This window comes from Phaeobacter sp. JH20_02, from assembly GCF_048056915.1.
Classification (GTDB): domain Bacteria; phylum Pseudomonadota; class Alphaproteobacteria; order Rhodobacterales; family Rhodobacteraceae; genus Phaeobacter; species Phaeobacter bryozoorum.
In genome coordinates this window covers 151868-178184 of record NZ_JAYMVP010000001.1, presented here as the reverse complement: position 1 = coordinate 178184, position 26317 = coordinate 151868, and the positions used below count along the sequence as shown (strand labels likewise).

Genomic DNA, 26317 nt, shown 5'->3' with positions numbered 1-26317 from the left:
CTACCTAGAAACTCGTTTACGCCGAATTTGCAAAAAACGCAAAACCTATTATCGTAGGAATAAGCGTCCTGTCCCCGTGGGGACGTCGACAGGAATAGGCGGCAATACCCTTTGTTTATCGGGCGATTGCGATTCGGTCGGGCTCCCGCGCCGCTGACGGGGTTTCTGGATACTCGACCCTGATATAGGGGGACGCGCCCAGAGCTGCCCCAGCATATTGGGGGACATTTTTCGATCAATAGGGGACAGCCTATCTGTCACCCAATACCATGAATACCTATTTTTGATTCAAAAATGGAATTGGAACAGCCCCTCGGGCAACAGCGCTCTTGACAGAATCGTATCGCTGGACGCAAATCAGATAAACCAACCAAAGAACGTTGAGTTCGGATCAAAAGGACCCAGAGTTGCGACGCAGCGCAACCCACGGGCCACCCGGTCCGACTATGAACCCAACAGGATCTCGTGGAAAACATGAGACGACAGAGGCAGCCATCCACCATCGGATGGAGACAAGAGGGCAGCCATGCTTGCCAGCAAACCCGTCGGGCGTCAGGCCGCGGCACTGAAATACGATATCCTCACCGCAATGGGGACCTATGCCCTGTCTCTGGAGAAGGGGCCGCAGCGACTGGTTCTGCGGTTCATGACGCTGATGACCGCGCGCTACAACTGGCAACGCAATGAGCTGGCAGTCGGCCAGCGCGAGATTGCCCGCATGTGGTCCGTCGACGAACGCACGGTGAAACGCGAGATGGCCAAGCTGCGCGCACTCGGCTGGTTGGTGGTGAAACGGCAGGGCGCGCGGGGGCGGGTAACGGAATACGGTTTTGATCTGGAGCGGATCCTAGACGACACCCGCAGCTGCTGGGCCGCCGTCGGACCAGATTTCGATCACCGGATGCGTGGCAGCGATGAGCCGGAGAAAAACGTGGTGCCGCTGATGACCGGCACAACCGCGCCCGCACCTGATATCAGCGACGGCAGCGAGTGGAGCCTCGCGAAGGCGGTCCTGCATCAGGAGGACCCGGCCATTTACGCTGCCTGGATCCAGGCGCTGACGCGGGAGAGCAGGGCAGGGGGCCGTCTGATCCTACGCGCGCCAAGCCGGTTTCACGGAAATTACGTCACCTCACATCTGCAGGAGCGGCTGCTGGCGGCCTGTCACGATATCGATGGGGATGTGGAGCAGCTGACCATCCTGTCCTAGGTGCCTGTGAACCGGACCGGCAGGCACATGGAAAAGCCCCCAAGGCGGCCCTGGGGGCTCTTTGATCTTGCTGGGCGGGTGATTATTGCCGCTGCGGGATCCGGTCCTCAAACCGTTTGAAGGCGAGGGTGATCAGCCCGGCAATCACCATATAGACAAGCGCCAGTAGCAGCAGCGGCTCATAGACGATAAACGTGTCAGACCGCACCCGCGAGGAAACCGCGTAGATGTCCAGAACCGTGATCGTGGCCACCAACGGTGTCGCCTTCAGCTGAAGGATGGTTTCGCCCCCAAGCGTTGGCAGGACGTTGCGCACCGCCTGGGGCAGCCAGATCCGGCGGAACATGGTGCCGCGTGGCATACCGTAGGCCTTGGCGGCCTCCAGCTGGCCCTTGGCAACGCCTGAGAAGGCCCCGCGCATCACCTCGCCCTCATAGCCTGCATAAGACAGGGTCAGGGCAAGCACCGCATATGGCCAGGCTTGCCGCAGATAGGGCCACAGCTCGCTGGACCGGATCCACGGGAACTGCGGGAACAGCGATCCCAGCCCATAATAGAGCAGCCATATCTGCAACAGCAGCGGCGTGCCGCGAATGACGGTGCAAAAAACCCGTGCGGGAACCGACAGATACCAGGGGCCAACCGCCTGGGCGAGGCCAAGCGGTACCGCCAGCGCAAATCCGAGGATACTGGTTACCACCAGGATCCATATCGTCGTCCAGAGCCCTTGGAGCGCGAGCGGCGCATAGGCTGGAATCCAGTCCCAGCGCAGGGAAACCGCGCACCAGACAATCAGGCCTGCGAATAGCGCCATGAGGACAAGCCGGTGAGGCTGCATCAGAGGTTTCAGCACACTCATTGGCGGGTCTCCCGCAGGGAGGGCTGCCCACGTCTGGCCCAACGTTCAATCCAGTTGAAAATCACGCCAGAGCAGAGGGTTACCATCAGGTAAAGCGCCCCAGCCGCGAGGAAGAAGGTGAAATAGGCCCGCGTACTGCTGGCGGCCTGCCGGGTTTCCAAGGTCAGCTCGGCAAAGCCAACGATGGCCAGCAGGGCGGTGTCCTTGGTCGCGATCAGCCACAGGTTGGCCAGCCCCGGCGTTGCAAAACTCATCATGGCCGGGATGGTAACCCGGCGCATGGTCATGAAAGCAGGCATGCCATATGACCGGGCGGCCTCAATCTGGCCCGGCGGTACCGCCTTGATCGCTCCGCGCAGGACTTCGGTCGCATAGGCACCCTGCACAATGCCAAGCACCCAGATGCCTGCCACAACGCCGCTGATTTCGACCCGGCCATAGCCGAGGTCGGCGGCCAGCCTGTTGATCAGATCGGTGCCGACATAATAGAGGATGAGGATCAGCACCAGTTCGGGAACGGCGCGGATCACGGTGGTGTAAATGGCGAGCAGATCCCGCAGGATCGGCCCGCCATAGAGTTTTCCATAGGCCCCGAAAAGCCCGATAATCAGCCCCATGCCAAATGCGCCAAAAGCGATCTGAAGCGAATTGGCGAGGCCCCGTAACAGGTTGCCCCCCCATCCCGGCGGCGAGAGCGACAACAGCTGCGCGCTCTCGGCCAGACCAAACAGGTCGAGGAGTCCGGTCACGTTATGTCCTTACTCGGAGTAGATGCTGGTCGTGAAATACTTCGAGGTGATATCGGCATGGGTGCCATCGGCCAGGATAGCGGCGATCCCTTTGTTCAGGGCTGCCAGAACATCGGCGTCGCCTTTGCGCACGCCCGCGCCGACGCCTTTGCCGAGGATCGCCTCGTCATTGGCCACCGCGCCCTTGATCTCACAGCAGCTGCCCGCGTCCGAACCGACAAAATCGGCCATGGCGATGCTATCGGCCTGGGTGGCGTCGATACGGCCGGCAAACAGATCCTGATTGGCCTCGTCCTGGGTCTGGTAGACGCGCAGTTCGGAATCTTTGAAGTATTCCTGCGCATAGGTCTGGTGAATTGTAGAGGCCTGAATGCCGATCACCTTGCCCGCCAGCGAGTCCGGGGTCGGCTCGATGTCCATGGATTTGTCGGCGACAATCACAGCCGGGGTGTTGTAGTAGGGGTCGGAGAAATCAATTGTTTTCAACCGCTCTTCGGTGATCGACATGGAGGCCATGATGGCGTCGATCTGCTGGCCGGTGAGGGAGGGTATGATGCCATCCCAGGCAACCGGCGTGATCACGCAGTCCAGTTCGGCGGCAGCGCAGACGGCATTGATAATGTCGATTTCCCAGCCCACCCACTGGCCGGATGAATCCAGCGAGGCAAAAGGCGGATAGGGTTCTGCGGCGACACCGATCTTCACCGGTTCGGCCTGGGCAATTGCCCCGCTAGCCGCCAGCAGAGTCGCAGCAAGAGCTGTGCGTTTGAGGTTTGATTTCATGGACATGACTGTCTCCCTGTTTTGTTATTTGTTTGTTCGAATGGCGAAATCATCCGACTGAGCTGAGGAACTGTTTGAGCCGCTCCGACTTTGGATTGCCGAAGACTTCGGCCGGCGGGCCCTGCTCTTCGATGCGGCCCTCAAAGAGATAGACAACATGGCTGGCAACCTCGCGGGCGAACTTCATCTCATGGGTGACCAGCAGCATGGTGCGCCCTTCGGCCGCCAGATCGCGGATGACCGTCAGCACTTCGCCCACCAATTCGGGGTCCAATGCGGATGTCGGCTCGTCAAACAGCATCACGCTGGGATCCACGGCAAGGGCGCGGGCGATGGCGGCGCGCTGCTGCTGGCCGCCGGACAGAAAAGCGGGAAAGGCATCCGCCTTGTCACCAAGCCCGACGCGGGCGAGCAGCTCATGGGCGCGGGTGATGGCCTGCGACCGGGGCACTTTCAGCACATGAACCGGCACTTCGATCACGTTTTCCAGCAGGGTGCGATGGGTCCACAGGTTGAACTGCTGAAAGACCATCGCCAGCCGGGTGCGGATACGTTCGATCTGGCGGCGGTCGGCGGGGCTTCCATCGGGGCGCATGGTGATGGTTTCGCCCGCGATGACGATTTCGCCGGAATTGGGTGTTTCCAGAAAATTGATACAGCGCAGCATGGTGGATTTGCCGGACCCGCTGCCGCCGATAATCGCCACCACATCACCCTGTCGGGCGGTCAGGGAGACACCCTTCAAGACCTCCAGAGACCCAAAGGATTTGTGCAGGTCGCTCACCCGGATCGCCTCGGTCCGTTCCGTGGCCCGGATGTTCGCGGCACCGGCATCCGACGCGAGGAAAGGGGCTGTTGAAAGCGGGGCAGGGCCAGCGGCAGCCGGATCGGGCATTTTCTATTGTCCTCATATTTCGGCTTGTAGTAAGGCTGACTTGGCGTAATTATGCAAGTGTATAATTACTGCATCCCAGCAACCATTCAGCCATTGGAGAGCCCGTGTCAGGTGAACGCCGGAAGTTTAAGCGTGCGACCGCAGAGGAGCGCAAGGACGCGCTGATTGCCGCAACGCTGGAGCTGGTGGCCGAAAAAGGCGTGCGCGGTGCCACCGTGCGCGACATAGCCGAGCGCGCGAATGTGACCCAGGGGCTGATCCGACACTATTTCTCCTCCAAGGAAGAGCTGATGACCGCGGCCTATGAACACCACATGGTCACCATCAGCGATCTCACCTATGCGCCGATCGCCGGGATCGAAGGCGATGCCCGGTCGCGTCTGGCGGGGTTCGTCGAGTCATCGCTGCGCCCGCCCGTTGTAGAGCCGACCGCCGTGGCGCTTTGGGCGGGGTTTTTGAACAAGGTGCAGCAGGATCCCGACATGCGGCAGATCCACCAGCGCACCTATGATTATTTCCGCGACAAGCTGGGCGAGCTGATCGCCGCCGCGCTGAACGAGGCAGGGCGGCCGGTGGATACGGCGCGGCTGCATCATCTTGCGGTGGCCTGCAACGCGGTGATCGACGGGCTGTGGATGGAGGGCGGTGCCTTGCCGGAGGCCTTTGACGAGGGCGAATTGCCTGCCATCGGATTGGAATCCGTCAGCGCAATTCTGGGACTGAATTTGCAGCATAAGGCGGAAGAGCCATGAGAATGACCGATGTGACCAAGCGGCTTGCGGGGCTTGGCGGGGCCAAATGGGCTGTGCATCTGACCGCGCGGGAGATGATCGCCGCGGGGGCCGATATCATCGAAATGACCATCGGCGAACCTGACGTGCCACCCCCGGATGTGCTGATGCGTACCGCTAGCACTGCGATGGTGTCTGGCCGGACCGGTTATTCGGACGGTCGTGGTGAAGCGAACCTGCGCCAGGCGCTTGCTGCGCGTTATAGCGCCAGCACGGGGCGGCCTATAGGGCCGGATAACGTCCTGTGTTTTCCCGGCACGCAGACCGCGCTTTATGCGGTGCTGATGGGTGTGGCCCAGCACGGGGACGAGGTTCTTGTCGGCGATCCGATGTATGCCACCTACGAAGGAGTGATCCGGGCAAGCGGTGCCGATATGGTGCCCGTAACGCTTCGGGCCGAGCATGGTTTTCGGATGCAGGCCGATGATATCGCCGAGAAAATCACGCCGCGCTGTCGCGCCATCCTGCTGACGACACCGCATAATCCGACCGGGTCAATTCTGACAGTTGAGGACCTTGATGCGATTGGACGACTGGCCGAGGCGCATGATCTCTGGATCATCTCTGATGAGGTCTACGAACAGCTGGTGTTTGAAGCGGCGGAGTTTGTCTCGCCGCTGGCGCGGGCGGCCTTCTCGGAGCGGGTGATCGTTGTCTCCTCGATTTCCAAATCCCATGCCGCTCCCGGATTCCGCAGTGGCTGGTGCATTGCCAGTAAAGCCTTCTGCGACGGCTTGCTGCCGCTGTCGGAAACAATGCTGTTTGGTAACCAGCCCTTCATCGCGGATATGACCGAGCAGGCCGTGCGCGACGGATCACCGGTGGCGGCGGGGATGCGCAGGCGATTTGCCATGCGTGCGGCGAAACTTGCAGAGCGGCTGCACCGCGACACGGCATTGCGGATTCACAGCCCGCAGGCCGGAATGTTTGCGATGATTGACGTCTCGGCCACCGGTATGGATGGCGATGCCTATGCGCAGGATCTGCTCAGACGGGGTGGGGTTGCGGTGATGCCGGGATCCTCATTTGGTGACAGTCTGCGGAGCTGGGTCCGGGTGGCGTTGACGATTGAGGATGAGGCATTTGACCGCGCGCTGACGCGGATCGTCGATCATGCCAGCCAGCGATCGGCGGAGGTGGCATGAGCAGGCCCGCCCAAGACGCGGCACCGCACACCGTCGGCGAAGCGCTGGTTGAGGCGCTGGCAACACGGGGCGTGCGCCATGTTTTCGGCATTCCCGGTGTGCATACGGTAGAGCTTTACCGTGGGCTGGCGCTCTCGGACCTGCGCCATATCACACCGCGTCACGAGCAGGGGGCCGGGTTCATGGCCGATGGCTATGCGCGGGTTTCCGGCCGACCGGGTGTGGCTTTTGTGATCACCGGACCGGGGCTGACCAATACGCTGACGCCGATGGCGCAGGCGCGGGGGGATTCGGTGCCGATGCTGGTGATATCCGGGGTCAACGCAAGCGGCTCTCTCGGTCAGAGGCTGGGCCATCTGCACGAGCTGCCGGATCAACATGCGCTGGCGCAGCTGGTTGCGCTGAGGTCGGAGCATGTGGCGGCGCCGGAGGGTCTGGCGCGGGCGCTCGATCAGGTTTTTGCACCGGTTGACGGCAGCGCGTTGTCACGCCCGGGACCGACCCATCTGCAGGTTCCGCTGGATGTTGCAGGGGCGGCGGCGGTCCAAACCGGCCAGTCGTCGGCAACTGATGTGAACAGGGCAGGGCCGTCCGCCGCGGATCTGGCCGCAATCAAGCAGCGCCTGTCGACAGCACAGCGCCCGGTGATCCTGGCAGGCGGAGGCGCGCGGTTCTGCGCCGATCAGTTGCGCCAGCTGGCGCAGCATCTGGGCGCGCCGGTGATCCAGACCGTTAATGCGCGTGGGGTGCTGTTTGACCATCCGCTGTCGGTGCCCGCAAGCCCCAGCCTCGCCTCGGTGCGGGGGCTGATCGAGACGGCGGATATGGTGCTGGCGCTGGGAACCGAGCTGGGGCCGACCGATTACGATATGTATGCCACCGGAGTGATGCCACAGATGCCGGGGTTGATCCGGGTTGATCTCTGCGCTGAGCAGTTGGCCCGACACCCGGCTGAGCTGGCGATCCATGCGGATGTGGCGGATGTTCTTTCTGCGGTTCTCGCCGATCTGCCGTCAGTTGCCAGCCCCTCCGGCGACTGGGGCCTCACACAGGCGGGTCTGACCCGCGCGGCAGCCTGGGAGGAAATCGGCGAGGGTTACCGCGCGCAGGTCGAGGTGCTGAATGCGCTGCGCGCAGCAGTTCCGGGGGCAATCATCGTTGGCGATTCTGCGCAACCGATCTATGCGGGCAATCTCTACTACGATCATGACCGCCCAGGGGGCTGGTTCAATGCGGCCACCGGCTATGGTGCGCTTGGTTATGGCATTCCGGCCGCGATCGGCGCCGCCGTTGCGGCACCGCAGACGCCGGTTATCTGTATCGTCGGCGATGGTGGCGCGCAGTTTTCCCTGCCCGAGATCATGACAGCCGTGGATGAAGCCTTGCCGATCACGTTCGTCGTCTGGAACAACCACGGTTATCAGGAAATTGCCCGCTCGATGCAGGAGGTCGGCGTGGCTGTGGTGGGCTGTGATCCGACACCGCCGGATTTCGCTGCGGCGGCGCGGTCCTTCCGGATCTTGCATCGGGCGGTTTCCGCCGATCCGCAAGAGGTTGCCGCGGCCATCAAAGACCGCGCCGCGCAGGCAGGCCCCAGCATCATCGAGATCATCACGCCCAAATACGTGCCGACACAGGCTACAAAGGACTGAGACATGACAAACCCAACATATGAATTCTCCCGCGCCATCACCCGCCGTCCCGCGTCCAGTATCACCGACGGCCTGCGGGCCGAGGATATCGGTACGCCCGATCTGGACCGGATGCTGGCCGCTCATGCCGATTATGTTGCCGCACTGAAAAGCACGGGCGCCGAGGTGATCGAGCTGCCTCCGCTTGAGGCCTTTCCCGATGCGGTGTTTGTTGAGGACACCGCCCTCTGCCTGCCCAAGGGCGCGGTTCTGATGCGCCCCGGCGCGCCGTCGCGTCTGGGGGAGGTGGCCGAGATGGCACCGACCCTGCGGCAATGCTACGGCGAGCTGCGCGAAATCAACGGCCCCGGCTTTATCGAAGGCGGCGACATTCTTGTGACGGACCGCGAAATCCTTGTCGGTCGTTCAGCGCGGACCGATGCGGCCGGCGTGGCGGAACTGGCAGAGATCGTGTCTGACTGGGGCCACAGCCTGCGCGAGGTTTTCACGCCAGAGGGCGTGCTGCATTTCAAGACCGACTGTTCGCTGATGGATGGTGAGACCATCCTTGCCACCAAACGGCTGGACGCATCGGGCTGTTTTGAGGGCTACCGCGTGCTGCATGTCGCCGAGGGCGAAGAGGCTGCGGCCAATGCCATCCGCTACAACAATCTGGTGATCATGGCGGCAGGTTTCCCGCGCACCGCCGAGATGCTGGATCGCGAAGGCTATGAGGTTGTTCAGATCAGCAATACCGAGTGCGCCAAGCTGGATGGCGGCATGTCCTGCCTGTCACTGCGCTTCTGAACTGGCCCAAACGGTGGATCTCTCCCGGTTTCGGGAGGGATCTGGCCACATGAGGTTGAAACCTGGCGCCGCCGCCCCTTATGAAAGGCAATCGGGCAGACAGAGACCATTGAGGCGGCGGTATGAGCGGGACAGAACGGATTTGCGTGATCGGGCTTGGCTATGTCGGTCTGCCGCTTGCGGTGGAATTTGGCCGATCGCGCCCGGTAGTGGGCTTTGACATCAGCGACGACCGGATTGCGGCGCTGCGCTCAGGGCAGGACAATACCCGCGAGATCAGCGCCGAGGCGCTGGCGGCTGCGTCGCATCTGACATTGACCAGCGACCCGGCAGAGATTGCCGATTGCACGATCTTTATCGTCACCGTTCCAACACCGATCGACAGCAGCCGTCGCCCGGATCTGACGCCATTGCTGCGGGCGTCAGAAACGGTTGGTGGCGTGCTCAAACCCGGCGATCTGGTGATCTATGAATCCACGGTCTATCCCGGCGCCACCGAGGAGGACTGCGTCCCGGTTCTGGAGCGCGTGTCCGGGCTGACATTCAATCGCGATTTCTTTGCAGGCTACAGCCCCGAGCGGATCAATCCCGGCGATAAGACGCGGCGTCTGCCGGATATCGTCAAGGTGACCTCCGGCTCAACGCCTGAAATTGCGGCGCGTGTCGATGCGCTCTACCGTGAGATCGTGACGGCGGGCACCCACCAGGCCGAGAGCATCCGCGTCGCCGAAGCGGCCAAGGTGATCGAGAACAGCCAGCGCGATATCAACATCGCTCTGATCAATGAGCTGGCCAAGATTTTCAACCGCATGGATATTGATACCGAAGCAGTGCTGCGTGCTGCCGGAACCAAGTGGAACTTCCTTAACTTTCGTCCGGGTCTGGTCGGGGGCCATTGTATCGGGGTCGACCCCTATTACCTGACCCACAAGGCAGAGCAGCTGGGCTATCACCCCGAGATCCTGTTGGCAGGGCGGCGGCTGAATGACGGCATGGGAGCCTATGTGGCGAGCCAGATGGTCAAATCCATGCTGAAACGCAAGATGGCCATTGCCGATGCGCGGGTCCTTGTGATGGGGTTGACCTTCAAGGAAAACTGCCCCGATCTGCGCAATACACGGGTAATCGACGTGGTGCGCTGCCTTGAGGAATACGGTCTGACGGTGGATGTGCATGACCCCCATGCCGATCCAGATGAGGCGCGGCAGGAATACGGCGTCAATCTGGTGACAACTCCGCAGCCAGGGGCCTATGACGGTTTGGTTCTGGCGGTGGCCCATCAGGAATTCCGCGATATGGGGCCCGCGCAGATCCGGGCCTTGGGTCGGGACCATGCGCTGCTGTACGATCTGAAGTATGTGCTGACGCCGGACCAGTCCGACCTGCGGCTCTGACCGGCCGATCAGGCTCTGAAGCGGGCTATTTCGGGACCTTTGGCAATTTGCCGCCGCGCCAATAGGCGCCGGTGTCTTCCCGCAGGGTCTCGTAGGTGCGGAACCTGTCCTGCGCCGCCTCTCCTCCGGCATCGACCAGATGGGTCAGCAGACAATCAAGCACTGCCATCGCGCCGCCATAGCCACCAAAAGGATGCAGCGTATTGTCGGCCACCAGCAGCAGGTGGTCGGGCTGCAATCCGGGCGCGATTACCTCGCTATCTGAGATGAGGATCAGCGTCGCGCCTTTGTTGCGCGCCTGTCTCAGCGCCTGCAGCGTCTCCGATGAATATGGCGCGAAGGTCATGGCAATCAGGCAGTCCCCGGCGCCGATATCCATCAGCTCGTCCACGGCGGTGCTCATGTGGCGCGGCACCAGATCAAGCCCCGGCAAGGCCATTCGTCCGACGTAGTGGAAGTAATAGGCCAATGCGTAACTGGCGCGGGTTGCAGTAACATAGCATCGTCGCGCCGAGGTCAGCGCCGCAACGATGGCCGCAGTGCGCCCGGGGGTCATCAGGCGCAGCGAGCGGGCGACGATGTTCACCTCATTGCGGGCGATGCGACCGTGGCGGGTGGTTTCGGGAGCCTGTTCCAGCCGATCGAGCCAGCCAAGGCCCAATCCGCCCTCACGCTCGGTTGTCAGCGCGGCCCGAAAGGGCGCGCGCAACGCCTCGAAACTGTCAAATCCAAGATGTGCGGCCAGTCGCACCAGAGAATTCGCGCTGACCCCTGCCTTGGTCGCCGAGACACGGATCGGATCAAGACCAAAGTCGCCGGGGGTGTCGATGATGTATTTCGCCGCCGCCGAGAGGGCGGGGGGCAGGCTGTCGATCTCGGTCTTCAGCTGGTCGAGCAGGCGATGGGTCTGTCGGGGATCAAGATGCTGGTCCATGGCCCCAGTTCAGACCGTTTGCGCGAAAAGATGCAAGATGGAACATATGTTCTGCCCCTGCCTTTGAGACCGGAAGGGTCAGGCAGGGGCAAAAACGGATGGTGGATCAGGCCGAGACCTGTTGCAGATCCGGCGTCTCGCTCGGGGTGATTGAGCCGTCCTCGCCAACCATGATCAGCTCACCATGGGACAGCTGGTCGAGCCCCTTGCAGGCCACCAGCATCAGGATGTTCTTTTCCCGCGCGACAATCGCCATATGGCTAAGCCAGCCGCCCACCTCGCTGAGGACAGCGCCGGAGCGCTGGACATAAGGAAGCCAGGCCGGGTTGATCATGCGACATGCCAGGATGTCGCCGTCCTGAAACCCGTCAAAGACCTCCGGGCCGATAGCGGTTTCGTCTTCAACCCAGAATACGCGGGCCTCCACGGTGCCGCTGCCGGCGACACAGGTGCCGCCCAGATGCCCATCAGCGGACCCCGCCTGCACGCCGAGCGAGAGCAGCTCGCAGTCACGCAGGGTGAGGCTGACATCGGTTGGCGCCGAGGCCTTGCGCAGATCTTCGACGTGTTTGCGGCTGGCGGCGTGCTCTTTCAGCAGCTCAGGTCGGGTCCAGTCGCCGGTCATGATCTCTTCCATGGTCAGGTAGAAGATCAGATCCTCCAGCTCGGTGTCGATCCCCAGGGCCAGCAACGCCCGGCGCAGCTCCGCCAGAACCCGCAGTGCCTCGTGTTTGGCCTGTTCCTTGAGGTCCTGATAGGCGATCGCAAGCTCTAGCGTGTCGCGCAGATCTTCCGGCAGGTTTGCCGGAGTGGCCACGGTGCCGCTGATCGGCTCAACCGAACTGTCGAGCAGGGAGGCCAGCAGGCCGGGCGCTTCGCTATAGCGGGGTGCCGACAGTTCGTAATCAAAGATCGAGCGATGCCCCATCAGCAACTGCGCATAGGTTTCTGCATTGGCACCGATACAGGAGGCCAGCAGGCTGGACGGGGCGTGGGGCAGTTCGGCGTGCATCAGGTGGGCGCGCAGGGCCGGATCGCCTGCGGCGGCGGCGCTGGCTTCGCCCATGGTAAAGCCTGCGACAATATTCACCTTCTCCGCCTCGACATAGATGTCGGTGACAAAGAGATCGCGCAGGGTCGCAATCGCCTCAAGCTGTTTCTGGCGGGGCAGGGCGGTGTAGTCCACAGCCTGCCAGAACGCCAGCTGATCGGTGAGCTGGGGCAGCACCTCCTCGCGCATGCGGGTGATCATCGGGCGGGCCTGCCTGCGCAGCTGCTTGGCCTTGGCGGCGGTCAGTTTCAGCGTCATCTGCTCTTTTAGGCCGACATCGACGTAGGTCTTGCCAAAGAGGTTCACCAGATGGCCCGCCCGGCCTTCCGGCAGGTTATAGGGGACGCTCAAGGCGCGGCAGGCCAGATCGACGCTGCCGCCCGGCGCCCAGAGGCTGCCTATCAGCGAGAAAGACAGCGGGGTTGGGCGCGGCAGCACTTCGGACATCTCATCCTGTTCCAGCAGCGGCTTGTCCGGATCCACCCCGGCGTAATGGTCCAGCAGATCGCGCCATTCCTGAAGCCGGATCCGCTCAGCTTCGGTTCCAAGCGACAGGGTGGTGATGTCGCGGCTTTGCACGATCTGGAACTGGCCGTTTGCATAGGCCCATTCCACATCCTGCGGGCAGCCAAAGGTCTCCTCGATCTGGCGGCCAAGCGCCAACAGCGGCGCCATGTCCAGCGTCTGGTCCTGATCTTCCGCCGCAGGCAAGCCCGAATAGCGGCCAAAGCGTAAAGACGTCGGGGTGACGCGGCCAGAGACCAGATCCTCGCCGCAGCCTTCGACCCATTCGATCATGCACATGCCGGGGGCCATCGGATCCTGGGTGAAGAGAACGCCGGCGTAGTCTGCCTGCACCATCTCCTGCACTACAATGTTGCCCTGATCGGTGCTGTCGCCCTCGCCCGAATAGCTGGCGGCGCGCTCGGACGAGAAGCTGGTCACAACTTCATCCAAGGCGGCGCGCATGGTCTCCGCGGTGACGTCCAGCACGGATTCGAACACTCCAGCAAAACTCTGGTCAGCGCCATCTTCGTTGCTGGCCGAGGAGCGCACGGCGACCGGCTTGCCGCCAGCCAGCCGATAAACATATGCGGCAAATGCGTCTTTTCGGGCGTCAGGCATCTCGCGATAATCGTGAATTGCATCGGAGCGCAAGACCACGCCGCCCGGCACCGGTAGCCCTGCGTTTTTGAGAATGGACAGGCGCAGGGCCTTGTTGCCGGCGTGCTCCAGCTCCTCGGTGTAGCCCATCGGGATCACACCGCGCGGCAGTTTGGCGAGGCGGCGCTTGTGGGCGCGCAGCGACAGCGCCTCAGCCAGTTTGCGGTGCATGCCGGTGACATAGGCGCGCTGCATCAGCAAGAGCGTCAGGCTGAAGCAGAGATAGGCATTGGCGGCGCCCGACAGGCTGAACACCATGGCAAAGAGCGCAGGCATGCCCAGCACCATCCACAGGGTTTTCTGGCGCTTGGTCTTGGCCACGGCCCACAGCAGATAGATGGCGGCGAGGGCGCAGAACAGCACCGGCATGATGAACAGAGGATCGGGCAGGCCGAGGTCGGCCATCCACAGGAACGGGGTCTGCAGGCTGACGCTGGCCTCTTGCGCGGCGGAGACGCCCAGCATCATCACCGGCAGGAACAGCAGCGCGGTGAGGTTCTTCATCGGCGTCAGGCCCTTGTCCTTGTAGAACGCCTGCACCGCGCGCGCCTTGCGCACCGGGTCATGGGCCAGTTTTTCCTTCAGCGCCTTCATCTCATCGGCGGTCTCACTGGTGGTGATCTGGTCGCGTTCAGATTTCAACGCCACTGGCAGGATCATGATCCGGGTGATCAGGGAGAGGGCGAGCAGACCCAGCAGGATATGGCTGCGCTCATGCACCCAGAGCAGCGCGGCGGCCAGCGCCGAGATCGCCTTGTCCCAGAGGCCGCTTTGCTGATCGGCAAGCCAGGCCTGCACATGAGGCTTCGGCTTGGGGGCTACAAAATACTCCCATGGCAGGGTGTAGCGGCCACGGAAATCGAACCCTTTCTGCGACAGCTCCAGCCCCAGAACCTGGCTCATGAAACAGCTGCGACGGTCGTAGCAGGCCGCCAGCGTTGGTTTGGTCGGATCAAGTTCACTGATGCGCTGCATCAGATCGGCGGTTGTCATCTTGCGGATCGGAATGTTCACCGCGCCGGGAAGGTGGCCCGCCTCAAAATCCCCGGGGTAGCGGGTATCGACGATCTGCAGGTCCTCGGTGTTCATCAATTCGGTGAAATCCGCGGTGCTGAGCAGCACATCACGACCGGGATATTCCGGAATGGCACGCAGGTCAGAGAGGGATTTCACGTCCTTGTCAGAGAACGCGCGCCCTTCGACAATCCATTTCTCGATTCCGCCGGCGATGAAGCTGCAGTCGATGCCCATCGCTGCCAGCTTGGCACAGGTTTCCGAGCTGCGGTTGCCGTTATGGCAGAACAGCACGACCTTCTGGCCGGGTTTGACCGGCTGGCTCTCGACGAAGTCCGGAAAACGGATATGGGTCGCGCCGGGCAGGGTGCCCATGGCATTTTCGCCGGTTTCGCGGATGTCGTAGAACAATGTGTTGCCATCCTCCAACGCGGCGGCGGCGTCGGCTGTCGACATCGCAAGCGGATGATCTGACTGGCGCGCAAAACTTGTCTCTTTCAGCGCCGCGTCCTTGATCTTGGTTCCGTCAAACTGCGCCGGCCGCATGAGGGTTGCCTGCAGGCGCGCCTGCTCCGCCGCCCGCTGGCTGCTGAACTGCCAGTAATTCATAACGGCCAGTGTCAGCGCCGCCAGCACCAGACCGGTGATCAATCGGACCGGATAACGTGTTGCCACCGCAGAGCTCTTCGGCTTCAGACCAAGCTTCGCCGCAACCACCGCGCCGAGACCCGACATCATCGCGATCGCCACGGCCAGCACCTGCGACAGGGATGATACCGATCCGATCACCAGTTCCGGTGAGGGAATGGCCCAGGCAGCAGCGGGGGCGAAGCCGGAAAAAAGGGCGGCCGCAAGCAATAGGCGGGGAACGGGTCTGCGGGAAATTATGTGGTTTTTGATCACGGGAGGTCCTGCCGGGCTTCTGCCCGATCTTCAAATTTATGATGAATTTTATAAAAGAGCGCCGAAATCGTTACTGAAACGTTAATATTCATGCCACGCTCTGAGGCGAGCCGTAAAATTATTTATACTATTTCAGGGCCACTTAACCAAATTTTCTCACTATTCAGGGTAAACAGATGCGCGAGACCACCGATCGGGCAGCGCCTGGATTCAGACTGGAGACGATGATGCATACCGCTTCGAAACATCATAATAAACCAGCCGGCATGGGCCGCCTGTGGTTGGTATTCTGTGTCTGTCTGATGGCGCTGCTGGCGCCGATGACAGCACGCGCCGAAATAACCCTGACTTTTGGGACCTATGCCGCGGATAAACCGACGGTAACGGTTAAGAAATACCGCCCCTTCCTGACGTTCCTGTCGAACCGTCTGGGCGAGGTGCTGGGCGAAAAAGTTGTCATTCGGATGACAGTTGCCAAGGAATATCAAGAGGGTATCGACCAGCTCGCCAATGGCGAGGTGGATTTCGCGCGTTTCGGTCCGGCCTCTTATGTGCATGTGATGAAACAGAACCCCGACATCAGGATTGTTGCCATGGAATCCAAGAAGGGGCGCAAGCGTTTTAAGGGTGTGATCGTCGTGCATCGCGACAGCACCATCACTCAACTGTCGGATCTTGCGGGGCTCAGCTTTGCCTTCGGGGATGAGCTGTCGACGATCGGGCGCTACCTCGCCCAAAGCCAGCTGCTTGAGGCCGGGATCGACAGCGGTGATCTGCATACCTATGAGTACCTCGGCCGCCACGATCTGGTGGGGGAGGCAGTTGGCGCCGGAAAATTCACGGCAGGTGCCCTGAAAGAGAGCACCTACAAGAAACTGATCGCCAAAGGGGTGCCGATTCGGATCTTGGCGAGCTTTGATAATGTGACAAAACCCTGGCTTGCATCCTCGACCCTCTCGGAGGAGGTGCTGCTGGCAATGCGGGAGATCATGCTGTCGTCAGAAAATGAAGAGATCGTGCGCCGAGTGTCCAAAAACGGCTTTCTTCAGGGGGCCGACTCCGACTACGACCTGATCCGCGATGCGATGGAGCAGAGCCAGGCATTTTAGCGTCGTCACCGAGGTCTCCTATGAAACGTACGGGCATACTCTTTCAGATCGTCTTGTCATTGTCGCTGGCTGCCCTGCTGGTGGCGGTGGCGATCGGCGATGTTGCGCGTCGCTACGAGACCCGCAACCTGCAGGACCAATTGAAAGAGCAGGCTGAGCTGACCATCTCGTTGCTGAGCGGGCTGATGCTTGAATCGATCATCGTCGAAGATGTGCCGGTGCTGGAAACCGGATTGACCGAGGCGATTACCCGCAATCCCAAACTCCTGAAGATCCAGATCCAAGATAGCGCGGGTACTCCGATCGCGGAGGCGGGCCGTACGGATCAGGTGGGGCCGGATGACTTTGTGATGTATGACCGCCCGATCACGCTCGACGGGTTCGATTTTGGCAATATGGTTGTTCACTGGTCTACCCGTGAGGGGCAGGCAATGGTTCAGCACAAGGTCAGCCAGACCATCATGTGGACGGTGGTGGCCGTGGCAGTGCTGTCCATTCTGGTGCTGATACTGGTGAGCGTGCTGGCATTGCGCCCATTGCAGATCATTCACCAGCGCATGTCGGATGCGATCGCCGGCTTGTCGAACCGGCAGGCCCGGCTGCCCTGGTTTGCCTCGCGCGAGTTTCGGGCCTTGGATTTCTCTGTCGGTGTGCTTGAGGATACCTTTGAAGAGCGGGACGAGCGTGAGTACGCATTGGATGAGGCGCGGAAATCGGCTGATATCGCCAACCGGGCCAAATCCGAATTCCTGGCCAATATGTCCCATGAAATCCGCACTCCGATGAATGGCGTCATCGGCATGGCGGAACTGATCCTGGAGACGGATCTGGACGAAGACCAGACCATGTATGCCGAGACGATTGCCAAGTCTGGCTCGGCGCTGCTGACGATCATCAACGACATTCTGAATTTTTCGAAGATCGAGGCGGGCAAGATGGAGCTGGACCGCGCGCCCTTCAACTTGCAGACCGCAATTGAGGACGTCGTGACACTGTTGTCGCCCAAAGCCGCAGAGAAGAATGTCGAGGTGACACTTCGCTATGATCCGAACCTGCCGGAATGTTACGACGGCGACGTTGGTCGTATCCGCCAGATCCTGACCAATGTGGCGGGTAACGCGGTGAAGTTCACCGGCAGCGGCTATGTGTATATCGAGGTCTCAGGCGAGTCTGAGGATGGCTACACGGATCTGCGTATTTCGGTCACCGATACCGGCACCGGCATACCGGAGGACCGGCTGGACCTGATTTTCAATGCCTTTGAGCAGGCCGACGGAGCCGCGACCCGCAATTATGAGGGCACCGGACTGGGCCTTGCGATATCCACGCGCTTGCTTGCGCTGATGGGCGGTCGGATCTCTGTGCGGTCGGAACTGGGCAAGGGCTCGGTGTTCACCATTGAGTTGCCACTGCGGATCCGGCCCAACCAGCCGAAGCCTGCTCAGGATGAGCGGGATTTCAAGGGGCTGCGGGCACTGGTTGTTGATGATCTGGAACTCAACAGGATTATTCTGACTGAGCGGTTGGCGACCTGGGGGGTGAAAAGCATCGCCGCCGGATCGGCCCATCAGGCGCTGGAGATTCTGCTGGATGCACGCCACGACGGTGTGCGTTTCGACGTCATTCTGCAAGATTTCCAGATGCCGGGGATGGATGGGAAAGAGCTGGCAGAGCGGATCCGAGATATCCCGGAATATCGCGATCTGCCGATCGTTATCCTGTCCTCGGTTGAAAATACGCTGGACCGGGCCGCACGCGAACATCTGGGTCGCTGCGAAGTTGCGCTGAAGCCACTGCGTGCAGCGCAGCTCCAGTCGGTTATGAGTCGGGTGCTCGAGATACCCGCCGATGCGCCTCAGGACACGGTTCAGCCACCGGTCGCGGATGATATGGAGGCCATACCGCAGGTGAAACTGCTGCTGGCGGAGGACAATCGAACCAACCAGCTCGTCGTATCACGCATGTTGAAGGCGGCTCCCATCGAGGTCTTGATCGCCGCGAATGGTGAGGAGGCGGTGACCATGTTTGCGGAACACCAGCCGGATATCGTGCTGATGGATATGATGATGCCGGTCAAAGACGGGATAGATGCGACGGCTGAAATCCGTCAGCTCGAACGGGAGCAGGGGATGCGCCGCTGTCCGGTCGTCGCGTTGACGGCAAATGCCCTGCAGTCCCACCGCGAGGAATGCCTTGCCGCAGGCATGGATGACTTCCTGAGCAAACCGATCAATAAGAAGGCCCTGCTTGGAGCGGTAAGCAAATGGGTGGAATGCGGCCCGTTGCTGAAGACCGGAACCTGACGCCACCTGATGGCACCGGGCGCCAGCCGACAGAACCGCCGCGATCAGGCAATAACCCCCTGGTTGACGGCGACCGATTGCTGATCCGGCCTGCGGTGTTTGCTGATGAGGGTTTCCTGGCGCATCTTTCCGGTGCTGCGGCGTTGCCTCAGGCTCGGCTGAAGAGCTGTTTGAGGCTCGACAGGGCAAACAGGCTCGCGGCGAGGCAGACAATTGTCGGCCCGGTGGGCGTGTCGAACATGAACGCCAGTTGCAATCCGCCCAACGCCGAGATCGCGCCCGTGATGGCTGCAATCACCGTCATGCGTTCCGGTGTCGCGGCAAACGGGCGCGCGGTGGCGGCCGGGATGATCAGCATGGCCGCAATCAGCAGAACTCCGACAACCTTGATCGCTACGGCGACCACAACCGCCAGCGCCAGGGTCAGCACCAGTTGTTCGCGGCGCGGATCAATGCCTGCGGCGTAGGCCAGATCCGGGTTCAAGGTCGCGGTCAGCAGGGCGGACCAACGCCACCACAACAGGGCCACAACAAGGATCGCGCCGCCCCAGATGATCATGAGATCCTGACCATTGACCGCAAGGATATCGCCGAAGAGATAGGCCATCAGATCCAGCCGTACACCATGCAGGAAAGAGACGGCCACAAGACCAAATGCCAGCGATGAATGAGCGAGCACCCCGAGCAGCGTGTCAACGGCATAGCCCCGACCGCTGAGGGTTGAGACAACCGTCGCCATGATCAGTGCCATGGCAAGGACGCCGACAAAAATCGACGTGTCGAAGCTAAGCGCAATTGCGATGCCGAGGATGGACGCGTGGGCCGTGGCATCACCAAAATACGCCATCCGTCGCCAGACCACGAAACAGCCCAAAGGGGCCGCCGCAAGGGCAACACCGACGCCTGCAAAAGCGGCGCGGATCAGGAAGCTGTCGAAGATTGTCATGACAGTTGTCTCACCAGATCGGGCGTTGCAGGTTGCGGGTCATGCGCGTGATCATGACCGCAGCTGTGATCATGGGAATGATTGTGTTCGTGCCGGTATAGCGCCAGAGCGCCCTGGGTGCCGGTGCCGAACAGCGCCCGGTATTCCGGGGCGGAGGCGACATGCGCAGGCGCGCCTTCGCAACAGATATGACCGTTGAGGCAGATCACCCGGTCCGATGCGGCCATAACCACGTGCAATTCGTGACTGACCATCAGAATGGCGCAGCCCAGATCGCGGCGCAGCTGTTCAATCTGCTGGTAGAAGGCGGCTGATCCGGGCTGGTCCAGCCCCTGCGTGGCCTCATCAAGGATCAACAGCTGTGGATCGCACAGCAGGGCGCGCGCCAGCAGAACTCGCTGGAACTGACCTCCCGAAAGACCGGTCATCTGGCGTTTCATCAGCTGCCCGGCGCCCGCTTGCTCTAGCGCTGTTCGTGCTGCGGCGTCGGTCACGGGGCTGGGCAGGCTCAGGAAGCGGCGCACTGTCAGCGGGAGCGTCGGGTCGATATGCAGTTTTTGCGGCACATAGCCGATCCGAAGTCCCGGCGCCTTTGACACGGTGCCGCGGGTGGGACTCAGCGCGCCGATGATGGTGCGCAAAAAGGTCGATTTGCCGGAGCCATTGGGGCCGACGATCGTGACAATCTCTCCGGGGTTAATGGCAAAGTCGACGTTGTGCAGCACGGGGTTTGCATTGTGGCGTACGGTGACGCCGTCCAGATTGACCAGTGTCATTGCGCGTCGTCCTGCTGGCATTTGGGGCACAGGCCCTCGGCCTCCATCACCGTCCGTTCGATCAGGAATCCTGCCTCGCGGGCGGCAGTTCCCAGACGACCGTTGGTGGTTTGCGAGGGGGCTTCGGCAACCGCGTTGCAGGTGCGGCAGATCATGAAGACCGGCGCGTGATCGTCGCCGGGATGGCTACAGGCCACAAAGGCGTTGAGTCGTTCGATCTTGTGCACAAAGCCGTTCTTCACCAGAAAATCCAAGGCGCGATAGGCGATTGGTGGCTGTGATCCAAGCCCTTCGTCGCGCAGGATGTCGAGCAGATCATAGGCGCCCATGGCGCGATGGGCCTGGAGCAGGATTTCCAGCACGCGGCGGCGTACCGGGGTGAATTGCAGGCCATGTGCACGGCAATGGGCATCTGCAACGGCGATACCGTCGTTTATGCAATGGCTGTGGTCGTGCGCATGAAATCCGATGGGGTCCATCTGAGGCTCCGTTGGGCGGTCTCTCTTTCGGGGTTGATATGTTATGTTATGACGTTTATCAACCGCCGTAATGTTATACAATTACATGAGGCCGTCATGGGACATCTCCGCTATCTTGCAATTGCCGCAACTGTCTGTACCACAGCGACGACAGCTCTCGCCGAGGTTCCGACGGTCGCGGCTGATATCACGCCAGTCCATGGCCTCGTCTCGCGGGTGATGCAGGGGGTTGGTGCCCCTGAGCTTGTGGTGCCGCCCGGCGCTTCGCCGCATAGCCACGCGATGCGCCCCTCGGAAGCGCGGGCATTGGATCAGGCGAATCTGGTGTTCTGGGTTGGCCCGAGGCTGACCCCATGGTTGGAGGGGCCTATCGCGACGCTGGCCTCTGACGCCAAGGTTATCTCCCTGCTTGAGGCTGACACAACGCGGCAGCTGACGGTGCGTGACACAGTTCAGTTCGGGCGCGGTGATCACGATGAGCACGCAGAAGAACACTCCGATGACCATCATGAGGGGCATGGGGATGACCACAATGATGCCCATCACGATGAGGAGGGGCACGACGATCACGGCCACAGGCACGAGCCGGGAAGCCTGGATCCGCATGCCTGGTTGATGGCGGAGAACGGCAGCGCCTGGTTGCAGGTCATCGCCGAGGCCCTGGCTGACGCCGATCCCGACAATGAAGCGCTATACCTGCGGAACGCCGCAGAGGGGCAGGCTGAAATTGCGGCGGCGACCGCTGAAATCTCCGCCAAACTGACCCCGGTTGCGGGCAAGCCGTTTGTGGTTTTTCACGATGCTTATCAGTATTTTGAAACCGGGTTCGGTGTTCAGGCCGCCGGTGCGATCTCGCTCAGCGATGCCTCTGATCCAAGCCCGGCGCGGATCGCGGAGATTCGCGCGACGGTCCAAGAGATGAAAGTGCAATGTGTGCTGTCAGAGCCGCAGTTTAACCCGGGCCTGGTTGCGACGGTTCTGGACGGTACGGAGGCGCGCACAGCTGTTGTTGATCCACTGGGTGTAACGCTGGATCTTGGCCCGGATTTCTATCCGAAGCTTCTGACATCTGTCGGGGCGGCCATCGCCAGCTGCTATTGATCAGCAGCTGGCGATCTTGAGCCCGAGCGTTCGGCCAACAGATGGATCAGCGTGGCCCCTGTTTCGTAATAGGCGCCACGCAAACCTGCGAAGGGCAACCGGTGATGGTGGCTCAATGGGACTGGCAGCTGGGATGGGTCTTCACCAATCAGCGCGTCTGCCATGCGTCTGCCAAAGAGCGTGCCGGGACCGATGCCCCGGCCCGAATATCCAAAACAGGCAAACCCTTGACCAAGATCTATAATCTTGGGGATGTGCTCCGTTGTCATGGCGATTCTGCCTGCCCATTGCGTCTCGAGCGGGTAGTCTGCAAGAGCAGGGAACATGCCCGCCAGTTTGCGCCGCAACCAGTTGCTGTGCACACGGCCGGCTGGGTGTGAGAGTTCCCCCATGCCGCCGATGATCAGCCTCCCCGCACGGTCGCGGCGCCAGGAAGACATGATCAGACCCGTGTCCCAGCAGCCTTCGCCCTGCGGCAGGATCTCGTTGGCCAAATCATCGGGCAGCGGCGCTGTTGCCGCCTGAAAATAGCTGACCGGAATAGACGCCGGTGCTGCGTAGCCCGCGATGGGTTGCGGATAGGCATTGGTCGCCATGATCAGATGTCTGGCGCGCACCGTGCCACCGGGCGTCGCGACGAGCCAGCCAGTGGCGTGACGGTCAAGAGACACGACCGGAGACTGGGCGTGCAGACGGGCCCCCTGGGCCATCGCGGCGCGGGCCAATCCGATGGCATAGGCCAGCGGTTGAATCGTGCCGGCACGGGGGTCGAACAACGCGCCATGGACCGCGTCGCTGCCGACCCGAGCAATTGCTTCGCTGCGCGACAGCAACCTGACCGGAGCGCCAATCGCAGCCAGCTGCCGGTGGCGATTGTGAAGATCCTTCAACCCAGAGGGCGCATGGGCGCAATGCAATGTTCCACTACGGACCGGTTCACAGTCGATCTGATGGGTCTTGATCAGATCAAAGACAGCTGCGGGCGCTGCTGCCAGCAGCTCCGAAAGCCGCGCGCCAGCCACATGTCCCAGTGCGGCGTTGATCTCTTCTGGCGGCAGCCAGAGACCGGCGTTGACCAGCCCGACATTCCGCCCGGATCCGCCTGCGCCAAAGCTATCGGCCTCCAGCAGGCAGACATCAGCACCCATCTCTGCCGCGCGCAAAGCGGCGGAGCATCCGGTGTAGCCGCCGCCGATGACAACGAGATCGGCCGAAACCTCGCCGGTCAAAACGGGGGCCGAGAGCACCTCGCGGGTGGTTTCCTGCCAGAGGCTGCGACCCGGCTCGTGCGTCATGACCGACGGCCTTCGACCTCGGGAGACGTCGTCTCGATTGTCTGGTGTTGCATTTGCGCCTCCCTCCTTGGCGTGACGGGTGTCGGACACCGTTTGCTGATGGCCTGTCACCCTTCGGGCATATCGCAGCGACTGGCCTCTGCCGAGAGAAATCAGCAGAGCGCACACGGTTTACCGTGAGATTTCATTCGGCATATGTTTGCCCCTGTGCGCACCGCCCACGTCCTCGGGTGCGACGGACACGGATTTAACGATAGCATGGCACTGTGTCCCAACCGCGAGGTTCAGCGCAACGGCAGATCGTCGGGTGACCCGCGCCAACAGGGCGCCGGCGGGCGTCTGCAATGATATCATAATACCCGGTCCCCCGCCGCTGCGCAGGGCGGTGATCCGACCCGGAAGAATGTTCAGCGCAGACAGGCCGATGGGGCGCTCACGCGAGAGGATCACCTCGTGTGCCGATATTCGCACACGCACGGTTTGACCCGGCGGATGTGGCACCTGCGGCAGGAACAGCGCAATGCCACCGGCATTCAGTTGGCTCAGCCCATCTGGATGGTGCTGCTCAACGACGGCCTGAAGGATAGCGCCCGCGCCGCGCACGCCGGTCGGCATGATGGCCGGATCAGCGAGGACAACATCGGCAGGACCAACGCGACTGCATTTTCCATCCTGCAGGGCGACCACTGTCGTTGCCAGGCGGGCAACCTCGGCAACGGAATGAGTCACATAGAGTATCGGCACCGAGAATTCGTCGCGCAGCCGCTCAAGATAGGGCAGGATCTCTGCCTTTCGCGCCTCGTCCAACGCGGCAAGAGGCTCATCTGCCAGTATCATGTCCGGTGCGGCCAGCAATGCACGGCCGATGGCCACGCGCTGTTTCTCGCCCCCGGAGAGATGTGTCGGGTGGCGTTTCAGCAGCCCGCCCAGCCCTAGCATGTCAACCACGGTGTCAAATGGCGCTGCCTTACGGTTCTTGCCGATAAACCGTTGACCGTAAGAGAGGTTTTTTGCCACCGTCATATGCGGGAAGAGCCGGGCATCCTGAAAGATATAACCGATGCGGCGCCGATGAGGCGGGATGTTGATGTCGGCACCGGTGTCCAGAACAATGCGATCCTTTACGCGGATCTTGCCAGTGGCCGGTTTCAAAAGACCTGCGACCGCGTTGGTGACGGTGGTTTTCCCGGCGCCTGAGCGGCCAAACAGGACGGTCACCCCGGCCGGCGCTGCAAAATCGACATCAACGGCAAGTTGCCCCAGTTGATGGGTGAGCTTGACCTCTAGCATGTGGCGCCCCGCACACGTTTTGCCACCCGTCGCGCCAGCCATTCGGAGGCCAGCAAAGCTGCCATGGCGATGACAACGGAGACGATCACCAGACGCAGCGCGGCATTTTCACCGCCAGGAACCTGCAGGAAGGCGTAGATCGCCGAGGGAATGGTCCGCGTCTGGCCGGGGATGTTGGAGACGAAGGTGATCGTTGCTCCAAACTCGCCCATCGCCTTGGCAAAGCCAAGCACAGCACCCGCAAGCACGCCGGGCAGGATCAGGGGCAGCGTGATGGTCACGAAAACCCAGAACCGCGATGCGCCAAGCGTTGCAGCGGCCTGTTCCAGTCTTGGATCTACGGCCTCCAGCGAAAGGCGCATGGCGCGCACCATCAGCGGGAATCCCATGATCGCGGCGGCGAGCGCAGCGCCGGTCCAGCGAAAGGCAAATGTGATCCCGACCGCATTCAAGGCCGTGCCGACCGGGCTGGGGCCACTGAAAACAATCAACAGAATGTAGCCGGTCACCACCGGTGGCAGGATCAGAGGCAGATGGACCACCCCGTTCAGCAGGGCCTTGCCCCGAAACTGCCCGCGCGCCAGTGCCAGCGCCACCATCAGCCCCAGAGGAAGCGACAGCAGGGTTGCCCAGAACGACACTTTCAAGGACAGGGCGACCGCCTGCCATTCCTCGGGACCAAGCCACTGCATGTCGAAGGATCACTCCACTAGAACGGTGAAACCTTGCCCGACAAAGATGTCTTTCGCAATCGGGCTGCTTAAGAAGGTGAGGAAATCCATGGCCTTCTGCCCATTGTGGGTTGCCGCGGCAGGGTAGACTATCGGCCCGTGGCTGTCTGCCGGGAACCGGTCAACGACGGTAACGTCGCTCACTCCGACAATGTCGGAGCCGTAGACGATGCCAAGCCCGGCCGCTCCACGGCGGACAAGCGCCAGGGCTGCCCGAACATTGTCTGTCTGGGCAATATGTGGGTGCAATTGATCCCAGAGCCCGAGGTGCTGCAACGCGGATTTGCCGTAGATGCCTGCTGGCACCGCATCAACCAACGCCATCGCCAGCGGGCGATCCTGCACCTGTTCCAGAAGCCCTGACCCGTCGTTCAGTGACAGCGCGTCACTCTTTTGTTGTGCGGCGGCGGGTGCAATCAGGAGCAGAGAGTTGCCGAGCAGATCGAACCGGGTATCCGCAGCAATCAGGTCTTGGCTCTGGGCCCAGTCCATCCAGGCTGCGTTGGCAGAAATGAAGACATCCGCCGGTGCACCATATTGCAGCTGCCGGGCCAGAAGGGAGGACCCGGCCAGGGACAGATCAACGGCGATGCCGGTTTGCTCCTCATAGACCTGCGATATCTGCTCCAGCGCGGTTTTGAGACTGGCTGCGCCAAAGATGGTCAACCGATCGGCCAATGCTGCCCGGGGCAGCACGAAGGTGAGGGCAAGGGCAAGGCAAGCAACGCACCGAATTATCCACGATCCCAGACCCTTGGGCAGGGTGAACTGCTGGTTGTGTTGCACGGTAGATCCTGTCGTCGGATGACACATTGGATCATAGCGGCTCATCCGGGCAGGCTGCAAGGCGCAAGAGGGTTGGTAAAGCCTCAACCCATGACCAAAAAGAAGGGCCCGAAACTAGCGGACCCTTCCTGAAATTTCTGGCGATTGCGGACACGGGACACAGGCGTGTTG

Annotated in this window: 22 protein-coding genes; 9 read left to right on the top strand and 13 right to left on the bottom strand. The window is 61.6% G+C overall.

The window, feature by feature from the left end; genetic code table 11:
* Positions 1–526 precede the first annotated feature (526 nt).
* On the top strand, positions 527–1210 hold the full coding sequence (locus VWY34_RS00860; RefSeq protein WP_416535360.1) for a DnaA N-terminal domain-containing protein: 684 nt from the start codon (positions 527–529) through the stop codon (positions 1208–1210).
* 82 nt (positions 1211–1292) lie between these two features.
* On the opposite strand, the gene VWY34_RS00855 is transcribed toward VWY34_RS00860, so the two are convergent.
* From VWY34_RS00855 to VWY34_RS00840, 4 genes are read right to left on the bottom strand one after another with little or no spacing between them, the layout of a single operon-like run.
* Positions 1293–2069 (bottom strand): ABC transporter permease, encoded by a 777-nt coding sequence (locus VWY34_RS00855; protein ID WP_340547740.1) that lies wholly within the window; start codon positions 2067–2069, stop codon positions 1293–1295.
* Positions 2066–2818 carry an ABC transporter permease gene (locus VWY34_RS00850; RefSeq protein WP_416544878.1) on the bottom strand — a complete coding sequence of 251 codons (753 nt, stop codon included), beginning with the start codon at positions 2816–2818 and terminating at the stop codon, positions 2066–2068. Before VWY34_RS00850 ends, VWY34_RS00855 begins: the two co-directional genes overlap by 4 nt.
* A 9-nt stretch (positions 2819–2827) precedes the next feature.
* Entirely contained in the window at positions 2828–3607 is a 780-nt protein-coding gene (locus tag VWY34_RS00845) for a transporter substrate-binding domain-containing protein (RefSeq protein WP_340547738.1), read from the bottom strand.
* Positions 3608–3650: 43 nt separating this feature from the next.
* Positions 3651–4496, bottom strand: a complete 846-nt coding sequence (locus VWY34_RS00840) for an ABC transporter ATP-binding protein (protein WP_416544877.1) — start codon at positions 4494–4496, stop codon at positions 3651–3653.
* A 104-nt stretch (positions 4497–4600) separates the two neighbouring features.
* Here VWY34_RS00840 and VWY34_RS00835 point away from each other — a divergent pair, with 104 nt between their 5' ends.
* The 5 genes from VWY34_RS00835 (at position 4601) to tviB (ending at position 10264) form a co-directional block, all read left to right on the top strand.
* Complete coding sequence (locus VWY34_RS00835) at positions 4601–5248, top strand: TetR/AcrR family transcriptional regulator (RefSeq protein WP_416535356.1); 648 nt, start codon at positions 4601–4603, stop codon at positions 5246–5248.
* A complete protein-coding gene (locus VWY34_RS00830) occupies positions 5245–6432 on the top strand; it encodes a pyridoxal phosphate-dependent aminotransferase (protein ID WP_416544876.1) in 1188 nt (395 codons plus the stop codon). Before VWY34_RS00835 ends, VWY34_RS00830 begins: the two co-directional genes overlap by 4 nt.
* Positions 6429–8084, top strand: a complete 1656-nt coding sequence (locus tag VWY34_RS00825; protein ID WP_416544875.1) for a 5-guanidino-2-oxopentanoate decarboxylase — start codon at positions 6429–6431, stop codon at positions 8082–8084. Before VWY34_RS00830 ends, VWY34_RS00825 begins: the two co-directional genes overlap by 4 nt.
* 3 nt (positions 8085–8087) lie before the next feature.
* Positions 8088–8870: a dimethylarginine dimethylaminohydrolase family protein gene (locus tag VWY34_RS00820; protein ID WP_416541783.1), complete on the top strand. Its 783-nt coding sequence runs from the start codon at positions 8088–8090 to the stop codon at positions 8868–8870.
* 122 nt (positions 8871–8992) lie between these two features.
* A complete protein-coding gene (gene tviB, locus VWY34_RS00815) occupies positions 8993–10264 on the top strand; it encodes a Vi polysaccharide biosynthesis UDP-N-acetylglucosamine C-6 dehydrogenase TviB (protein WP_416544874.1) in 1272 nt (423 codons plus the stop codon).
* 25 nt (positions 10265–10289) lie between these two features.
* On the opposite strand, the gene VWY34_RS00810 is transcribed toward tviB, so the two are convergent.
* Positions 10290–11198 (bottom strand): MurR/RpiR family transcriptional regulator, encoded by a 909-nt coding sequence (locus tag VWY34_RS00810; protein ID WP_416541781.1) that lies wholly within the window; start codon positions 11196–11198, stop codon positions 10290–10292.
* A gap of 106 nt (positions 11199–11304) precedes the next feature.
* Positions 11305–15165 carry a PEP/pyruvate-binding domain-containing protein gene (locus VWY34_RS00805; RefSeq protein WP_416545076.1) on the bottom strand — a complete coding sequence of 1287 codons (3861 nt, stop codon included), beginning with the start codon at positions 15163–15165 and terminating at the stop codon, positions 11305–11307.
* 392 nt (positions 15166–15557) lie between these two features.
* Between VWY34_RS00805 and VWY34_RS00800 the strand changes: the two genes are divergently transcribed.
* The gene (locus tag VWY34_RS00800; RefSeq protein WP_416535350.1) at positions 15558–16439 is read left to right on the top strand and encodes a PhnD/SsuA/transferrin family substrate-binding protein; all 882 of its coding nucleotides are present in this window, start codon (positions 15558–15560) and stop codon (positions 16437–16439) included.
* A gap of 20 nt (positions 16440–16459) precedes the next feature.
* A complete protein-coding gene (locus tag VWY34_RS00795; protein WP_340547729.1) occupies positions 16460–18742 on the top strand; it encodes a response regulator in 2283 nt (760 codons plus the stop codon).
* 148 nt (positions 18743–18890) lie between these two features.
* On the opposite strand, the gene VWY34_RS00790 is transcribed toward VWY34_RS00795, so the two are convergent.
* The 3 genes from VWY34_RS00790 to VWY34_RS00780 are packed head-to-tail and all read right to left on the bottom strand — an operon-like array spanning position 18891 to position 20943.
* A complete protein-coding gene (locus VWY34_RS00790; protein ID WP_340547728.1) occupies positions 18891–19688 on the bottom strand; it encodes a metal ABC transporter permease in 798 nt (265 codons plus the stop codon).
* A complete protein-coding gene (locus VWY34_RS00785; protein WP_416544873.1) occupies positions 19685–20464 on the bottom strand; it encodes an ATP-binding cassette domain-containing protein in 780 nt (259 codons plus the stop codon). The genes VWY34_RS00790 and VWY34_RS00785 overlap by 4 nt, the downstream gene beginning before the upstream one ends.
* Positions 20461–20943 carry a Fur family transcriptional regulator gene (locus tag VWY34_RS00780; RefSeq protein ID WP_340547726.1) on the bottom strand — a complete coding sequence of 161 codons (483 nt, stop codon included), beginning with the start codon at positions 20941–20943 and terminating at the stop codon, positions 20461–20463. The genes VWY34_RS00785 and VWY34_RS00780 overlap by 4 nt, the downstream gene beginning before the upstream one ends.
* Before the next feature lie 96 nt (positions 20944–21039).
* Between VWY34_RS00780 and VWY34_RS00775 the strand changes: the two genes are divergently transcribed.
* Positions 21040–22044, top strand: coding sequence for a zinc ABC transporter substrate-binding protein (locus VWY34_RS00775; protein WP_416544872.1), 1005 nt, complete (start codon positions 21040–21042; stop codon positions 22042–22044).
* Here the strand turns inward: VWY34_RS00775 and VWY34_RS00770 are convergent.
* The 4 genes from VWY34_RS00770 to modA all read right to left on the bottom strand — a co-directional run bounded on the left by VWY34_RS00770 (position 22038) and on the right by modA (position 26191).
* Entirely contained in the window at positions 22038–23339 is a 1302-nt protein-coding gene (locus tag VWY34_RS00770) for an NAD(P)/FAD-dependent oxidoreductase (RefSeq protein WP_416544871.1), read from the bottom strand. The genes VWY34_RS00775 and VWY34_RS00770 overlap by 7 nt on opposite strands.
* Before the next feature lie 171 nt (positions 23340–23510).
* Entirely contained in the window at positions 23511–24629 is a 1119-nt protein-coding gene (modC, locus tag VWY34_RS00765) for a molybdenum ABC transporter ATP-binding protein (protein WP_340547723.1), read from the bottom strand.
* Positions 24623–25321 (bottom strand): molybdate ABC transporter permease subunit, encoded by a 699-nt coding sequence (modB, locus tag VWY34_RS00760; protein ID WP_340547722.1) that lies wholly within the window; start codon positions 25319–25321, stop codon positions 24623–24625. The genes modC and modB overlap by 7 nt, the downstream gene beginning before the upstream one ends.
* Before the next feature lie 9 nt (positions 25322–25330).
* On the bottom strand, positions 25331–26191 hold the full coding sequence (modA, locus tag VWY34_RS00755) for a molybdate ABC transporter substrate-binding protein (protein ID WP_416544870.1): 861 nt from the start codon (positions 26189–26191) through the stop codon (positions 25331–25333).
* Positions 26192–26317 lie beyond the last annotated feature (126 nt).

Bases quoted from the DNA above. Each gene is read 5' to 3' on its own strand.
- VWY34_RS00770 (WP_416544871.1), bottom strand. From the start codon at position 23,339: ATGACGCACGAGCCGGGTCGCAGCCTCTGGCAGGAAACCACCCGCGAG.
- VWY34_RS00855 (WP_340547740.1), bottom strand. From the start codon at position 2,069: ATGAGTGTGCTGAAACCTCTGATGCAGCCTCACCGGCTTGTCCTCATG.
- tviB (WP_416544874.1), top strand. From the start codon at position 8,993: ATGAGCGGGACAGAACGGATTTGCGTGATCGGGCTTGGCTATGTCGGT.
- VWY34_RS00830 (WP_416544876.1), top strand. From the start codon at position 5,245: ATGAGAATGACCGATGTGACCAAGCGGCTTGCGGGGCTTGGCGGGGCC.
- VWY34_RS00780 (WP_340547726.1), bottom strand. From the start codon at position 20,943: ATGGACCCCATCGGATTTCATGCGCACGACCACAGCCATTGCATAAAC.
- modB (WP_340547722.1), bottom strand. From the start codon at position 25,321: ATGCAGTGGCTTGGTCCCGAGGAATGGCAGGCGGTCGCCCTGTCCTTG.
- VWY34_RS00820 (WP_416541783.1), top strand. From the start codon at position 8,088: ATGACAAACCCAACATATGAATTCTCCCGCGCCATCACCCGCCGTCCC.
- VWY34_RS00845 (WP_340547738.1), bottom strand. From the start codon at position 3,607: ATGTCCATGAAATCAAACCTCAAACGCACAGCTCTTGCTGCGACTCTG.
- VWY34_RS00775 (WP_416544872.1), top strand. From the start codon at position 21,040: ATGGGACATCTCCGCTATCTTGCAATTGCCGCAACTGTCTGTACCACA.
- VWY34_RS00795 (WP_340547729.1), top strand. From the start codon at position 16,460: ATGAAACGTACGGGCATACTCTTTCAGATCGTCTTGTCATTGTCGCTG.
- VWY34_RS00840 (WP_416544877.1), bottom strand. From the start codon at position 4,496: ATGCCCGATCCGGCTGCCGCTGGCCCTGCCCCGCTTTCAACAGCCCCT.
- VWY34_RS00785 (WP_416544873.1), bottom strand. From the start codon at position 20,464: ATGACACTGGTCAATCTGGACGGCGTCACCGTACGCCACAATGCAAAC.
- modC (WP_340547723.1), bottom strand. From the start codon at position 24,629: ATGCTAGAGGTCAAGCTCACCCATCAACTGGGGCAACTTGCCGTTGAT.
- modA (WP_416544870.1), bottom strand. From the start codon at position 26,191: ATGAGCCGCTATGATCCAATGTGTCATCCGACGACAGGATCTACCGTG.
- VWY34_RS00825 (WP_416544875.1), top strand. From the start codon at position 6,429: ATGAGCAGGCCCGCCCAAGACGCGGCACCGCACACCGTCGGCGAAGCG.
- VWY34_RS00790 (WP_340547728.1), bottom strand. From the start codon at position 19,688: ATGACAATCTTCGACAGCTTCCTGATCCGCGCCGCTTTTGCAGGCGTC.
- VWY34_RS00805 (WP_416545076.1), bottom strand. From the start codon at position 15,165: ATGATGTCGGGTCTCGGCGCGGTGGTTGCGGCGAAGCTTGGTCTGAAG.
- VWY34_RS00860 (WP_416535360.1), top strand. From the start codon at position 527: ATGCTTGCCAGCAAACCCGTCGGGCGTCAGGCCGCGGCACTGAAATAC.
- VWY34_RS00810 (WP_416541781.1), bottom strand. From the start codon at position 11,198: ATGGACCAGCATCTTGATCCCCGACAGACCCATCGCCTGCTCGACCAG.
- VWY34_RS00800 (WP_416535350.1), top strand. From the start codon at position 15,558: ATGCATACCGCTTCGAAACATCATAATAAACCAGCCGGCATGGGCCGC.